At 41.9% G+C, this 15,749-nt stretch carries 11 protein-coding genes; 5 read left to right on the top strand and 6 right to left on the bottom strand.

Annotated features, from left to right (window positions below; translation table 11 throughout):
• Position 1: 1 nt before the first annotated feature.
• Genes R7F07_RS05415 through R7F07_RS05405 form a run of 3 tightly spaced genes read right to left on the bottom strand, consistent with a single transcriptional unit; the run spans position 2 to position 5,406 of the window.
• Positions 2 to 598 (bottom strand): response regulator transcription factor, encoded by a 597-nt coding sequence (locus R7F07_RS05415; RefSeq protein WP_017635347.1) that lies wholly within the window; start codon positions 596 to 598, stop codon positions 2 to 4.
• Complete coding sequence (locus R7F07_RS05410) at positions 591 to 1,757, bottom strand: EAL domain-containing response regulator (RefSeq protein WP_318110458.1); 1,167 nt, start codon at positions 1,755 to 1,757, stop codon at positions 591 to 593. The genes R7F07_RS05415 and R7F07_RS05410 overlap by 8 nt, the downstream gene beginning before the upstream one ends.
• Positions 1,741 to 5,406 (bottom strand): ATP-binding protein, encoded by a 3,666-nt coding sequence (locus tag R7F07_RS05405; protein WP_318110457.1) that lies wholly within the window; start codon positions 5,404 to 5,406, stop codon positions 1,741 to 1,743. Before R7F07_RS05405 ends, R7F07_RS05410 begins: the two co-directional genes overlap by 17 nt.
• 447 nt (positions 5,407 to 5,853) lie before the next feature.
• Here R7F07_RS05405 and ylqF point away from each other — a divergent pair, with 447 nt between their 5' ends.
• Positions 5,854 to 6,798, top strand: coding sequence for a ribosome biogenesis GTPase YlqF (gene ylqF / locus R7F07_RS05400; RefSeq protein WP_005376521.1), 945 nt, complete (start codon positions 5,854 to 5,856; stop codon positions 6,796 to 6,798).
• A gap of 337 nt (positions 6,799 to 7,135) precedes the next feature.
• On the top strand, positions 7,136 to 8,317 hold the full coding sequence (cqsA, locus tag R7F07_RS05395) for an alpha-hydroxyketone-type quorum-sensing autoinducer synthase (RefSeq protein ID WP_053349163.1): 1,182 nt from the start codon (positions 7,136 to 7,138) through the stop codon (positions 8,315 to 8,317).
• Positions 8,318 to 8,420: 103 nt separating this feature from the next.
• On the opposite strand, the gene R7F07_RS05390 is transcribed toward cqsA, so the two are convergent.
• Entirely contained in the window at positions 8,421 to 10,466 is a 2,046-nt protein-coding gene (locus R7F07_RS05390; protein ID WP_137282685.1) for a response regulator, read from the bottom strand.
• Positions 10,467 to 10,829: 363 nt separating this feature from the next.
• Between R7F07_RS05390 and R7F07_RS05385 the strand changes: the two genes are divergently transcribed.
• The gene (locus R7F07_RS05385) at positions 10,830 to 11,447 is read left to right on the top strand and encodes an HAD family hydrolase (protein ID WP_171342909.1); all 618 of its coding nucleotides are present in this window, start codon (positions 10,830 to 10,832) and stop codon (positions 11,445 to 11,447) included.
• Between the two features lie 89 nt (positions 11,448 to 11,536).
• Here R7F07_RS05385 and R7F07_RS05380 read toward each other — a convergent pair whose 3' ends face one another.
• Positions 11,537 to 12,085 carry a GNAT family N-acetyltransferase gene (locus R7F07_RS05380; RefSeq protein WP_104980607.1) on the bottom strand — a complete coding sequence of 183 codons (549 nt, stop codon included), beginning with the start codon at positions 12,083 to 12,085 and terminating at the stop codon, positions 11,537 to 11,539.
• Between the two features lie 271 nt (positions 12,086 to 12,356).
• Between R7F07_RS05380 and R7F07_RS05375 the strand changes: the two genes are divergently transcribed.
• Both R7F07_RS05375 and dcuC read left to right on the top strand, forming a co-directional pair.
• Positions 12,357 to 13,481, top strand: a complete 1,125-nt coding sequence (locus R7F07_RS05375) for an acyl-CoA desaturase (protein WP_017821552.1) — start codon at positions 12,357 to 12,359, stop codon at positions 13,479 to 13,481.
• A gap of 358 nt (positions 13,482 to 13,839) precedes the next feature.
• A complete protein-coding gene (dcuC, locus tag R7F07_RS05370; protein ID WP_005376528.1) occupies positions 13,840 to 15,207 on the top strand; it encodes an anaerobic C4-dicarboxylate transporter DcuC in 1,368 nt (455 codons plus the stop codon).
• Between the two features lie 103 nt (positions 15,208 to 15,310).
• On the opposite strand, the gene R7F07_RS05365 is transcribed toward dcuC, so the two are convergent.
• The gene (locus R7F07_RS05365) at positions 15,311 to 15,667 is read right to left on the bottom strand and encodes an NADH:ubiquinone oxidoreductase (protein WP_318110456.1); all 357 of its coding nucleotides are present in this window, start codon (positions 15,665 to 15,667) and stop codon (positions 15,311 to 15,313) included.
• Positions 15,668 to 15,749 lie beyond the last annotated feature (82 nt).

Below are 15,749 nucleotides of genomic sequence, written 5' to 3'. Positions count from 1 at the left end.
CTTACGCCCCCGCCACTCTTGTTAGCTCAACAATGTTCTTTACGTTAAATTTATCCAATAGACGGCGTTTGTATGTGCTGACTGTTTTGTCACTTATTGATAGCACTGAAGCGATTTCTCTATTGGACTTTCCTTGTAGTAAATACTTCATTACTGCACTTTCTCTGCTTGAAAGTTGTGGCATTTCTCGAACGCTGTTAACAACTTGCTTAAATTTGAAGAAGGTATACCCCTTCTCTACCGCTTCTATCGCGTCTTTAAGAATGTCGTGATTTTCCGATTTACACACATAGCCATCAGCGCCAGAACGAAAAGCCATTTGGCTGTACATTTGGCTAGTTTCAGCGGAGAAGAAAATGACTTTGCCTTCATAACCATGGGATTTGATACGTTTGTAGAAATCAAACCCATCGCAATCTGCCAAGTTCACATCTAAGATCAACAGTTGAATTTCTTCCTTTTTCAATATTTGTAATGCCATCTTCGCTGATGTTGCAGTAAATACCCCATTTGTTTTCCCTAACTCTTCCAACAACGACTTGATTGCAACACAAACGAGAGGATGATCGTCAAAGATCAAGTAATTCAATTTATTCATATCTTTCATTTAGTATGGTTATGGCTTCTAGTGGCATGGGTTTATCAATGTAGAAGCCTTGGCAAAGATCAATCCCATACTCACGTATCGCTTGCAGTGTGACTTCGTCTTCAATACCTTCCGCGACCAGTCGTATATTCAAACTTTTCGCTAACGCGCAAATAGCAACAACGATGTTGCGTTTTTTGATGTCGCATTCGACACCTTGTACAAACGAACGATCGATTTTTAACTCGTTGAATGGCAGTTGAGCCAGTTTTTCAAACGTTGATGAACCCGTGCCAAAATCATCTATTGAGACAGTGACACCGTTCATCCTCAACTTGAGTAAATTCTTGTACAGGGACGCGCTAGTCTGAAATGTATCTCGCTCTGTAATTTCAATGGTGATTTGTGATGGGTCAATCTCGCTCTCTAAACATTGCTGTAAAAAGTAATGAGAGAACGCCGTATCTTCTAAATTTTCATGGTCTACATTGATGGATACGTTTTGCGTCAATCCGCGGTGTTTCATGTCATAGATAACATTACTCAATACAGCTTGAAACAACTCTCCAGAAAGGCGGCAACGCTCTACAATTGGCAAAAAATAATGAGGGGGTAACACACCATAAATAGGATGATTCCAACGCGCGAGCGCTTCATACCCAAGCACTTCCCCACTTTGCACATCGACTAAAGGCTGGTAATAATTTTTCACTCGCCCTTCAGCCAGAGCAAACAGGAATTCTTGATCTTCCACTTCAATAGGTTGAGCAAAGCTGACTTGTTTCGCTTTTTCATCTTTTATTTTACCCAACAAATCAACGACTTCATTTTCATCGTATGGCTTAGGCAGATTCCCTAATACTTCAAAGCTAAATCCCTCGCACATGGCTCTTACCGCAGAAATAATGGTCAATTCCATTGCACTGACCAGTACAACTTGCCCCTGGTACTGGACTTTATCGAGCATTTCCATCATATCGATGCCGTCTTTTCCGGGCATTTGGATATCACAAAAAATTACGTCAAAATGTTGTTCCTGCACACTCTGAATAGCGGCATCCACACAGTTAAAAGGGATGACTTGCGCGCAATAGCGATCCAATATTTGCGTAAGTATTGTGGTTTGTAGCGGATGGTCATCAATCACCATCACATTAAATTGTGTATTCATTTGTCTCTACCCAATAGTTTATGTTTTCGATCTCCTGCTCGATTCGTAAAATTAGCTCCGCTGTTCGCCTGTCAAACTCCGCAGCAGTAACTCGTTCTGCCTCAATGCAAAGCTCAGTCAGCATGCTTACCCCTATCGCCCCAACCGCTCCTTTGATGCCATGAATGACCCGTTTTTTGTCTCGCTCAGTCGATGCGGCGTTTAAGTTTTTTATATCTGTAGACATTGATTGACTAAACACGCGCGCAATCTCTTTTGCGTCCTGTGCTTTGAACCGTTTAATCCAGCCGGGCAGCCTACCCCTCTCTTTTTCGCCAATAAATGGAATCAAAACGGTTTTTAATTGATTAAGGTCATAGGGCTTGTAGAGCACATCATCAATGCCGATATCCTGTGTACGTTCAATGGCAAGACGAGCATCTTCTGCTGTCACACCGATGATTGGAATTGCTTTAAATTCGGAGTTTTTCACGTGCCTAACAAGCTCATAGCCATCCATTTCTGGCATATGAAAATCGGTCAGCAGCAACACAACGTTTTCATCTTGGTTGATGTATTCCCATGCTTCACGGCCGTTATTCACAATGACAGGTTCGATTCCAAGTTCATGAAGCTGCATTGCTATCACACTTTGGTTAATGGGATTATCTTCTGCGACCAGTACCGTGCCGAGAACCCAAGAAACCACTTCTTGATTTACGTCACTAAGCTTGGTTTCTTGCTGCGTTTGGCTGAGCAAATTGAACAATGTATCTGGATATTGAATCTCTCTTAGCGTAAGACTGCCAAGTACCCTTTGTTCGTCACGCAGCATTAGGCCATTAAAACTGGCATCGCTGTCGTGTATAGGGTGAAGGTTCGCCACCATTGTTTTTAACGTCGCTGGACGCATTTTCCACGCGTCACACCACTGGCGAATATTAAGTGGTAAGCTCTCGCTATACGTCCAGTTCAAACAAACGTCTGGCTCAGAGTCGCAATGCTCAATTGGCAGTCTGACAGTAATCGTCGTGCCCAAGCCAAATTGTGAATCGATGCAGAGCACGCCGCCCATGCAGTCGATCAATCGGTCAACAATGCTTAGCCCCAATCCAGTACCGCCATATTTACGCGTAATAGTGTCATCCGCTTGAACAAAAGGATTGAGAATGCCTTCGAGTTGGTCATCCGTCATGCCGATACCTGAATCCGCCACTTTCAAAATAAGCTGCTTTTCATGAAGAATGACACTGATTCCAACTTCTCCTTCGGCAGTGAATTTCATCGCATTGGAGAGTAGATTGGTGGTAATTTGTACCAATCGCAGCGGGTCGATTTCAATGAAAGCATTCGAAAATGGTTTGATTGTCACTTTGTAATCCAAACCTTTCGCAAGCGCTCGTGGTTCAAAGCTTCGAAACACATCGCACAAGGTTTTAAGCAAGTCGGTCTTAACTGGGGCGACGGTTAAGTGCCCTGCCTCTAATTTTGAATAATCCAGTACTTCGTCTACTAGCGTATTCAAATGATTGAGCGAGCGTATGGCTTGGGCAATTAACTCGCGATTTGAATCTGTCGTCACTTGGCGATTTAGCAAATCGAGGATGCCGTGTGCTGCCGACAATGGCGTTCTTAATTCGTGACTCATGGTTGCCAAAAAGTTTTCGCGCGCACGTACCGCGGTTTGCGCTTCTTTTTGCGCATCGATTAACGCCTGCTCACGTTCTTTTTGCTGGGTAATATCTTGAATAACAGTCAGTACAAACTTGTTCTTACCGCTAGGAGAAGCGATGACTTTGCGTTCTCGATATACATGTTTAATATCAAGTTCACAGCCCGACGAGGCAACCTCTTCTGAAATACGCTTTCCAGCGATAACAGTGGTCAGTTCATCAAAATTATTCACCAGAGGAGCGTGCGCAGAATCACTTTTCAACTTACATTGTTGGCACTGTTTACTGTTGTAGTTGGCACAATTGCTCATCTCCATATGGTTATTTTCACTATGGATAAAAACCAAGCTATTGATCTCTTTGATGATGTCCATCAGCCATTGCTTTTCCGCTTCCTCATTGTCAGCATTAAATTCGGCTAACCTCACTTTAAGTCGCATGTGAGATAAGATGAAATACGCCGCAATTAACATGAGACAGAATATGAATGAACCAGCAACAACAAATGTAGCGATCTGCTCCGCGTCATAGCCATAAGTCAGTTTGAAGCTTCGGTGAGAACGCAGCAGTTTTTCGATCTCGTTAGAATCAATGGTTTCGATGATGCTGTTCAACATGTGTTGAAGTTGTGTATTGTGGTTTGCAACCGCAAATGCATTAGAGAACGTCAAAACGTCCTCCGCATTGATCACCAAGCCATCGACTTGATCTTGTGCAATCATGTTGTGAACGATGTCGTCAGGAATGTAAGCCACATCCAAAACGCCCGATTTCAAATCGGTAAGCAGCTTTTTCAAATCATCATAATGATCAACTTGGCCTTGCTGCCAAGTGCCCAAATGAACTAACCCTTGCTTTTTCAAAGTGAGCAGAATACCCGCTTCTTTCAGTGCAGATTTATCGCGCTTGCTCTGCTCCGCTTGGATAGCCACGTAATTACTGTGCATGAATGGTTTAGTGAACAACCAATCTGACTTAGGTAGCTCACCCACATAAGAGATGGGGACTATATCGGCATCAAATGCCGTTAATCCATTTGAAAGGCTCGACGTCGGCTTCACATACTTAAAGCTCAAGCCAGTACGAGACTGCAATAAGTCGACAAAATCTGGAAAGAAGCCATCTAACTCGCCCGTTTGCGAATCTCGGTAGAGAAACGGATAAGCTTCGTCACTGCTGCTGTAAGTTATCACTAGTTTGTTTTGATGATTACGTCGGTAATCTACCAATAACTTATCACTGATATGGTAAGGATTTTTCGAGGCGACGGAGCGAATGTTTTTTCCATTTTGCTCCCACTGAAGGATTTTGTTGATGTCATCGATCAGACTCTGTTTGTCCAACGAAGCGATAAAACTCACCTCTTCGTTTTTCAACCAACTGGGAATATCGACAACCCCTTTTACAATGTCATTCAAATCCAAATATTGGGTAATACCAACATAAGTGTAAATCAGCGCGTTCGCTTTACCTCGCTTAACTTCATTAAACGCCTCTAAACGTGTTTTAACATAATGTATCTTATCGATACCACGTTCAGTGAGGTTGTCACAATACACACTGCCCTCAACACACACCCATTTAAGATCACGCGCATCACTATCTCGGTAAGTGGCATTCCGATACCAAACAGCGATAGTGCTCGAAAAGAAAGGCATCGAAAACAAGAAACGCTTTTCTCTTGCTGCTGTTTTACTAAATCCAACCGCACCATCAATCTTCTTGCTTTCGACATCCGCAAGTAAAGACGGAATATGCTTGTAAGTCCGAAGTTCTAACTCATAATCCAAAGCTTTAGTAATGTTAGACAAATACTCAAGACTAATTCCGTACGAAGGACCAACGCTACCGTCAAACGAGTCTTTAGCTTCGTCTTGCGCAATAACACCAACGATGACCTTCGGTTTAGGACTCTGTTTGGCAGTTGAGCAAAAAGAACTCGCTAAAAAAATTAAGGCGACGGACGATACCGTAATACTTCTAAGAATACTGAGCATGACTGCTTCCTCTGAATGGAAGCTCAGACTAGTTTTTGTCAGATAAAAGTCAAACTTAGCTCAATAGTGAAATAAAAATAACACTCTGATATAAAAGTAAAAAACCAAAATTCGTCAGAACAATCTGACAACACAATCCACCTTTGACTACACAGCGTTTGCGTTCGGTCTCTCACCCAGACGGATATTCACTGCGAGTCGGTATACATAAGGGATGTGTGCTTTTAGGTTTACACGCCATAGCTTTTTACTTTCATCTTGAATGATTCATCATCATTCCATGATAAACTGGCGTATTAACATGAAAGAAAGCTCAACTCCGCGGTTTCGAGCAGCTTGAAGTAAACACAGTTTTAGAAAATGCGTTCTAGTATTGTATTACTCAAGACTCACATTGCTACTTTTACAACCGCTGGAGCATTAGAAAAATTAAGGTATTAAATTCAAATGGTTAATAACTCAATCCAGTGGTTTCCTGGCCACATGCACAAAGCACGTAAAGAGATCGAAGAAGCAATCCCTCAAGTGGATGTGATCATCGAAGTACTGGATGCTCGTATTCCTTTCAGTAGTGAAAACCCTTTGATTTCTCAAATCCGTGGTGACAAACCTGTCGTTAAAGTTTTGAACAAACGTGATTTGGCCGATCCAGAATTAACTCAACTGTGGATTGAGCACTTGGAGCAAGAGCAACATGTAAAAGCAATGGCGATCACGACTTCTGAACCACAAGAAGTGCATCGAATCATGGAGCTTTGCCGCAAACTTGCCCCACACCGAGAAGAAATTGGTAAAAACATTCGCACCATGATCATGGGCATCCCAAACGTTGGAAAGTCGACGATCATTAACACCCTCGCAGGTCGAACAATCGCTGTAACAGGTAACCAACCCGCGGTTACACGTCGTCAACAACGTATCAACCTGCAAAATGGCATCGTATTATCTGATACTCCAGGAATTTTATGGCCAAAAGTGGAAAATCCACACAGTGGCTTCCGCCTTGCGGCTACCGGCGCGGTAAAAGATACAGCGATGGAATATGACGAAGTCGCATTCTATACCATTGAATACCTAGCAGCTCATTATGCAGACAAGCTTAAAGAGCGTTATCAAATTGAAGAGCTTCCAGAATCAGATATCGAGATCATGGAAGAAATTGGTCGTCGCCGCGGTGCACTACGTGCAGGTGGACGTGTTGACTTGCACAAAGTATCAGAGATCTTATTGCACGAACTTCGTCAAGGCACTTTGGGCCAAATTACATTAGAACGCCCAGAAATGATCACTCAAGAGCTGATTGAAGTCGAGATTGAGACCGCCCGTAAAGAAGAAGAAAAAGCGAAGCGTAAAGAAGAGCGTCGTAAGCGCTATTTACGTAATAAGCGATAAGCTTGTCTCTTATCTACTCATGTTTCAAGGCGCGATTTTCGCGCCTTTTTTGTTATCTAATGCGCCCATTTTTTTCACTTTTCAAACTTTATATTCCTCATCCAAAATCCCAGATATGAAGCACGAAAAAACACCGCAAAATCGCCGTATAAACTTTAAGCACAAACTAGTTTAGACCCCGGGCCCCTATAGAGTTACAGCCACCATCCAACCCTCAAATGTCGAGTTTGCAAGGGTCTGCAAACTTATGCAACCTGGTTAGTGACACTCTCCCCAAAATCCGCAATATGAATAAGTGTCAGCGCTGGCGTTTTTCCATATGAAGAAGAGATTTATTATGAGTGAAACTATACAAAGCAAACCACTTCCCTCCTTTATCGAGGAACGCCTAGATTTTTATATTCAAGATCTAATCGAACCGAATGAGAACAAAAAACACCTTGTTCTTGGTAAACGCCCACCGTGTAATGCCGTTGTCCTGCAAAGCAATGATTACCTTGCACTGTCTCATAATAAGGAGATTCAAAACGCGCATCGTGATGCGATTTCCCAGCACGATGACAACGTCGTGATGTCCGCGATTTTCTTACAAGATGATGAATCGAAACCTGCATTTGAAACGCAACTAGCCAGTTTCGTTGGTATGCCTAGTTGTCTACTTTCTCAATCTGGTTGGGCTGCGAATGTCGGTTTATTGCAGACTATTTGTGCACCGAACATACCTGTGTACATTGATTTCTTTGCACATATGTCTTTGTGGGAAGGCGCACGTATTGCCGGAGCACAAATTCATCCGTTCATGCATAACAACACCAGTCACCTAAGAAAACAGATTTCACGTCACGGTTCAGGGATCATTGTTGTGGATTCGGTTTACAGCACTATCGGGACCATCGCTCCTCTACGTGATATCTACGAAATAGCACAGGAGTTTGACTGCGGCCTGGTTGTAGATGAATCACACTCTTTAGGTACACACGGTCCACAAGGTGCGGGGATACTGCAGGGTCTTGGCTTAACTCATAAGGTAGATTTTATTACCGTTAGTCTTGCCAAGACATTTGCTTATCGTGCTGGCGCGATTTTAGGCCCAGAAAAACTGGCGAAGACGCTTCCATTTGTGGCGTACCCTGCAATATTTAGTTCTACCGTATTACCGCAAGAGATCATTCGGCTAGAGAAAACACTGGACGTCATAAGAAAATCAGATGATAAGCGAGATATTCTGTTTGAAAGAGCCAAGTCTTTAGCCGTTGGTTTAAAACGCATTGGATTTACTATTCGCAGTGAATCACAAATTATCGCATTAGAATGTGGTAACGAGAGAAACACTGAGCGAGTCCGCGACTTTCTCGAAGAGCGAAATGTTTACGGCGCAGTGTTTTGCCGCCCTGCAACTGGAAGGAACAAAAACATCATCCGTTTTTCAGTCAATGCAGACATGACAGCTGCTGAAGTTGATCATGTACTCACTGTCTGCCAACAAGCATTTGCACACCCTGACTTAGAGTTTGTGTAAGTTAGTGTGTAGATAAAACTAAAGAGCTCAACAGTTTTGCTGAGCTCTTTATTCGTGTTATTCGTTGTGAGCAACTCGCCTCAAGAAAACAAGTCGCGAATGATTAGATCCAGTTTGCGATTTTATCGAACAAACGATTTTTATCCGCCGGTTTTACGATGAAGTCAGACATACCCGAAGACCCAATTTTGTCCAACGTGACAGGTGAACTATCCCCTGTATGCGCAATAATAGGTACCGACGCATAGTTTTTATCCGAGCTTCGAATTCGCCTAGACGCTTCTACACCATCCATAATTGGCATTTCGATATCCATCAGAATGAGATCAACATCTTCTTGCTCTAGTGTATCCAGAGCCTGCTGCCCGTCTTCTTTCTGAATCACTTCAAAGCCTTGCTTTTCAAGTAACATTGCCGTGAATTTACGCAAAGATTCATTATCATCCACGACCATAATTGTGCGCTTATTTGAATTATCTAACGTCACCGAGGCCGTTGGTGTCGATACATAGCTTGAATCATATAAGAGACGCTCAATAGTTGGTTTAGTATTCAATAACCAGGCTTGCGTTTCGATCCAAATAGGTTCATATGCAGCCTTACGTGCTCTCTGAGTCGGATGATGCTCAAAAAGATAAACTATGCGTGCTTCAGTGAAAGACAAGAGAGATTCTAATCTATCCAATTGGTTTGCTCTTGGATCTAAGCTCTCAAGATCGATAAAAATCAGATCGAATTCGAACTCGTACTCTTTCTTTTTGAGTACTTGGTTGGCATCTAAAATCGTCGAGTCAAAGCCCATAAAACGGCTAATATCTGTTACTTTAGACACCAAGATATCTTGGCTAGTCACCGTTAGAATGGTTTTGAGTTTAGTCAGATCGTTTTTGATTTCAGTAACGGTATCAGATGTCGTTAGTGGGAAAGTTAACGTAAATTGAGACCACTCCCCTAACTGAGATTGACACTCAATGTTCCCCCCAAATGAACGCATGACTTTTTTACAAAACGGTAGGCCCAAACCATAACTTCCTGATTTGCCGGTGGTGTAAAAGTCTTGAAAGATATTGCGTAGAACATCAGGAGCAATACCAGCACCATTATCGGTTACAACAATTTGATTAAAGCGTTCTGAACTTATCATGGATACATGTATGTGAAAATCTTCAGATTTACGGTGATGGAAGGCATTCTTGAAAAGATTATACATAACGTATTTAAGCAGCGTATCACTACCTAGAAACTCAAACTCACTTCTCGCATCCAACGATATGGCAAATCGATCAGTGGCACGTTTATAACTGAAGCTTTCAATTGCCTGTTCAACGACCGAGTGAGCTGAATATTTTTTGAAGCTAGAACGAGAAACTCGATTTTCATCAATCGAAGTCAGCAATAAATCGATGGTTTCATTACCCGATTGGATAATGTTCATTGCATCCTGACTCACTTCACGTAATAAGGTGACATCTTCTACACTCATGACGTACTGCTCTTTTCCTGCCTCTTTCATGTTGGGCAAGATCGACTGGATAACATCTATTGAAGTGCAAAGCCCACTCAACGGGTTACGCATTTCATGTGCAATCCCTGCCCCGAATGATTTTGCCAGCGAGACTTTTGCTTCATGTTCAACTTGGTTACGAAAATAGAACAAATTACCGAAGACATAAATAAACAGAAAGATTGGCACATGAGTCCAATCCATGGTCAGGTCCAGATGGAACCCTTTTGCAACCCAAGCGAAGAATGTGGCCAAGCCTATCCCAGCAAAGGTTTGAGCAAACATGACCCTAGTAACATGAACCAGTAAAATGTGTAAGAAAATTGCAGACATAAACGACATAACCCATACATTGGACCAGTCATTCATCAGTAACATATAAAAAAAGAAAAACGGTAAACACAGCGTTATCGTCACTTGGTAATAAATAGGAACATAATCTCTCCAAGTCGATGATAAGCGGTTTCTAAAAATGATTCCGAAAAACAATAACGAACAAAACAATCTAAGGGGTAAATTTTCATAAGCCTGTGGAAAGGCAAACTCCCAGACAAAGTAGTACAGCGGAAAGCCAAGAAACCCCATCCAGCCAACGAGAGTTAGGTTTGGTTCTGCATATTGATAAACCTTACGTATCGAGTCCATATAATCTGTTTTGCTTACTCCGCCTGACGCACAATAGTGTGATTTTGATTCACTTTTATCGTTTTATTATTAACTAATTATATATTAATCATCATTTATAAGCAGCGCGAAATGACGTAAACAGTTCGCAATACTTATCTTTAGTTTCAATCTTTTAAGACAGCTACACTTGATTTACAACCAAATAAACAAAGTTGCATATAGTTTAGTGCAATTTTGCGATAATCGCTCTGTATCCAATTGGATGTTAATCTCATTTTGTGCAAGAAACTTAAGTCGCGCCTTTGGCACGACTTTCCAACGATTCAAAAACAGTACTCACCGCATATAGCGCGGTGACAAACAATTGGCTTGGGGTGTGTCATGAATTCTTTCCAGATAAAAAATGTCATTTTTGATGTAGGTAATGTATTGGTACGCTGGTCTCCAGTAGAAATCGTTCGCTTAACATTTGGTGGTTCCGTAGAGTCAGAGAAAATGGCTCAGATGCTATTTTCATCACAAATCTGGAAAGATTTAAATAAAGGGACGATCTCCGAAAGGGAAGCAAAACAGCGTTATCAACGTGAACACCAAGTAACGACGGAAGAAATGGACCGCTTCTTTTATTATGTAAAACACACTCAAATACTACTTTACGGCAGTATAGAGCTGTTAAAACGAGTAAAAAGTGCCGGATATGGCGTATATGCGCTCACAGACAACATCAACGAAATTGTGGAACATCTTCGTACTACCTATGAGTTTTGGCCACTGTTTGATGGAGCAATCATCTCTTCTGAAGTTCAATTACTAAAACCACAAGTGGAGATCTACCAAACTCTACTTTCAAATTATCAGCTTAACCCCGAAGAGACAGTATTTATTGATGACATGCCTTACAATGTTGAAGGTGCCCGAGCAGTTGGCATGGCTGCTATTCAGTTTGAAAATGCTCAGCAATGTGAGCTCGAACTAAAAGCTATGGGGGTTAACTTCTAGAAAGCTTTTAATAAAACATAACGTTAGGGTGCATAAACAAAAAAGAGCAGTGTTGAGACTGCTCTTATCTAATGTTTTAGAACGCTAGGTTAGGAGTAAATCACGTTTTCCTCAATCCCACTAACTAATGACTGGGCGTTCTTCCAACGGAATACTTTTTCTAACACCTCTTTGCCATCAGGTGCGCGCCAAGTTCGCTCTTGATCCTCTTGTCCACCAATGTGGCGATAGAATTCAATCGCAGAAATGTTTTGCGACACAACTTCTAAATAAAGACCTGTGTCTTGAAAGTACTGCTGTTGCCATTCTGCGACAGCAAGTAATAGCTGCTTACCAATCCCACGACCACGGTAACTGTCATCAACATGCAATGCGTCAATAAAGGTTCCACGCTCGAAATCATGGTTGCCGAACACACAAACAAAGCCAAGTAGCAAACCTCCCTCCTCCGCCAAGACAATGTGCTGATTGAATGGTGGGTTGGTCAAACGGGTTTGCCAAATCAGTAGTTTGTCGTCAATCGCTTCTTTCTCAAGATAGTTATCACTAAGAATGCCACGGTAATGACGCTTCCAGCTATCCGCATGAAGATGCGCAATGCGCTCGTAGTCCTTATATTCCGCTAATCGTAAATCCATTACGTATTCCTATTTTCTTACATTTTTGCTTCTTTATAGAGTCTCGGTATATTCCACCTTTATAACACTTGTTTCTTGGCAGATTTTATACACCTTAAGCCAGAGCTCATTTTTTAATACTACTCATTATTCAATTAAAAGCAAAATATCCCATCAAGTTCCTTAATCTATACCCAAAGGAATCATCACATTTGTCTAACTTTAATTTGACTTACATGTGTACGCTGATATTCTGGCGAACAGTTGTTAGCTCAAAGTTAGGGATACACCTGTGACTCAAAACAAACCACCTGTTATCTGGTTGAATACATTAATATTTTCTGCCAGTTTTGTTCTAACTTTTATTGTAATGCCTTGGTATGCATATCATTTTGGACTGGGTTGGGAACATCTAATTTGGGGAGTGATTGCATTTAGTTTTACTAACCTTTCTATTACAGCAGGCTATCATCGTCTCTGGAGCCACAAAACATACGAAGCTCATCCTATTTTGCGCGCCATTTTTGCGATTGGAGGAGCATTTTCTTTGCAAAATAGTGCATTACATTGGTCTTCTGATCATCGTGTGCATCACAAACATGTCGACAATAACGATAAAGATCCGTACTCAGCCAAGCGGGGTTTTTGGTATTCTCACATTGGGTGGATGTTACGTGATTACAATAAATCAAAGGAAAACGAATATACAAACTGCCGTGATCTAAAGCGCGACAAAATCGTCATGTGGCAGCATAAGTATTATGTTCCACTTGCCCTACTGACTAATATTGGTTTCCCAGTCATGCTCGGACTGATCTACGGTGATATCTGGGGGATGTTATTGGTCGTTGGTGCGGCTCGACTCTTTATGAGTCACCATACGACTTTTTTCATTAACTCCCTCGCACATATTTGGGGTAAGCAAACTTTCACAGACAAAAACACTGCTCGCGATAATGGTGTACTCGCCTTTTTCACATTTGGAGAGGGTTACCATAATTTCCATCATATTTTCGAGAATGACTATCGCAATGGCGTGTATTGGTGGCATTACGACCCAACGAAGTGGTTGATAAAGTCATGTTCTTGGCTAGGACTCACATCTAAGTTGCGCACAACGCCTACATTTAGAATTGAAAAAGCCCGTGCGAGTCAACTTTTGAAGAAAGCAAGAGAAAAGCTAGAATCGAAACCGAACACGCAAACAATCCTCGATCAGCTACAGCACGAGTTTGATACTCTAGTTCATCACATGCAGGAATACTACGAGATGCGCAAAGAAGTACTCGGTGCCAAAACTGCCAGTGTGGTAAAGAAATACGAATGTTCTGTAACGAAAATGAAGTACCAGCAAATTAAAGCAGAGTTCGAACGGCAGCAACGTAGTTGGAACCTTATGGTTCGTCGATACGCATAGTTTATCCTCATTCTTACGATTACTTAGCTTCGCTTCGGCGAAGCTTTTTTGTTGTGAAGAGTGTTTTCCAATAATTGCTTACTGAGTAAAGTCTTTTCCTATTGTGAATCAATTCACTCTTTATTCATTCACTTTCCTAGTCATATTTTCCTTCCTATAAATAGCTTCAAACCAGCACATAACACTTAGAAAACCAAATTCCAACAATACAATCTAACGAAATTATTTATTAAATTATTATTTGTCTCAGATCATGCAAGCCCCATATTTGTCTCGTGCCACAGCTAAGAATTCTGTAAATTCCTTGTCATAAACTGAAACAGTTTCTTTCTTTTTTACATAACATTCGGAGATCCCTATGTTAGAGCTCTTAATTGGCTTAGTGGTTACCATTGCGGTGGGTTACTTTATTGTCAAAGGCTATAAAGCTGCGGGCGTGTTACTGACAGCTGGTATTGCTTTACTTCTTATGACTGGCGTTTTGGGGCACGATGTGCTGCCGTCAAAAATCACCTCAACTGGTAACATGGTGACAGATGCGCTTGAATACGTGAAATACATGCTTCAATACCGCGGTGGCGGTCTTGGTATGCAAATCATGCTGCTTTGTGGTTTTGCGTCATACATGACCCATATCGGCGCGAACAACGTGGTAGTGAAACAGTTCTCTAAACCGCTTTCTGTCATCAAGTCTCCTTACGTCCTTTTGGTAGCGGCTTACATTGTGGCGTGTTTAATGTCTCTTGCGGTAAGTTCTGCAACAGGCCTTGGCGTACTATTAATGGCGACATTATTCCCAATGATGGTCGCGATGGGCATTTCTCGTCCAGCAGCCGTTGCAGTGTGTGCCTCTCCAGCGGCAATCATCCTTTCTCCTACTTCTGGTGATGTTGTTATCGCAGCAGAAAAGTCTGGTTTAGAGCTTGATGTGTTTGCGGTACAAACTGTGTTGCCTGTTTCTATTTGCGCAATCATCGTCATGGCAGCGGCAGCGTTCTTCTGGAACAAATACTTAGATAAGAAAGAAAATACACCAATGGAAAAAATTGATGTATCAGAGATCAAAGCTGACGCACCAGCGTTTTATGCAGCTCTTCCTTTTCTACCTATCATCGGCGTTTTCCTATTCAACGGTCGTACCATTCCAGGACTTAGTCTAGACATCTACACTATTGTGGTTGGTTCGATTTTCCTTGGAGCTCTGATCCATTATGTTGTAAATAAGTTCGATGGTAAGAAATCACTAGAAGATTTAGATTCTTGTTACGCAGGCATGGCTGACGCGTTCAAAGGCGTTGTGATGCTTTTGGTTGCCGCAGGGGTTTTTGCACAAGGTCTGATGTCTATCGGAGCTATCGATAACCTACTTCATCTAGCAGATAATGCTGGTGCAGGCGGCGTTGCTTTAATGCTTATTCTAACTGCATTGACAGTTGCAGCAGCAATTGCAACGGGTTCGGGTAACGCGCCTTTTTATGCGTTCGTGGAGTTAGCACCATCTTTGGCTGCGAAAATGGGATTAAACCCTGCTTTCCTAATTATCCCGATGCTTCAAGCATCAAACCTAGGCCGTACTATCTCACCAGTATCTGGCGTAATCGTTGCGACATCAGGTATGGCAAACATCAGCCCGTTTGAAGTTGTAAAACGCACATCCGTTCCAGTTCTAGCAGGCCTTATCACGGTGATTATTGGTACTATGGTGCTTGTTCCAATGAGTGCCTAACGGTATTGCCACGATCAAACTAAAAGCAATATCCGAACAAAATTACGTTTAATTAAAAACGCCAGCAAATGTGCTGGCGTTTTTTTTATTCTAATGTGTTGATTTACGCTGACTTAAATCGGTCAGGAATCTTAGTGATGCTCTCTCTGTAGCTAAACCATAAGTAGGTAACGGCAAGCGAAAAGAATAAATATGAAAGTGCGAATACGATTGGAGACGTGATTAATTCCGCGGACATTCCCCACATCACACCGACTACGGTTATCGTCAACTTAGAAAGCATACCGCAAATGAGTAGGAATAAAGCAAACTGTGGAAAACGCGAGCTGCGAAATGCGAGGAAATAACAGCTACCTACAGCTAAAGAAGCAATAGATAAGCCCAACATAAATGAATGGATGTGGTCTGCTGATGCGATACCAGCGGATACCGAAGCCATGAGTAATAGGAACAGTTTCATAAGTCACCTCACAACAAATCTAAAAAGCATCCCTTCATAAATGAAAACTCATTTTTCACTATATTCTGCGCCTAAAATCAGC

Origin of the sequence: Vibrio sp. YT-16 (assembly GCF_033337405.1) — a bacterium.
GTDB classification, from domain to species: domain Bacteria; phylum Pseudomonadota; class Gammaproteobacteria; order Enterobacterales; family Vibrionaceae; genus Vibrio; species Vibrio alginolyticus.
This window is presented reverse-complemented; position numbering and strand designations above follow the sequence as displayed.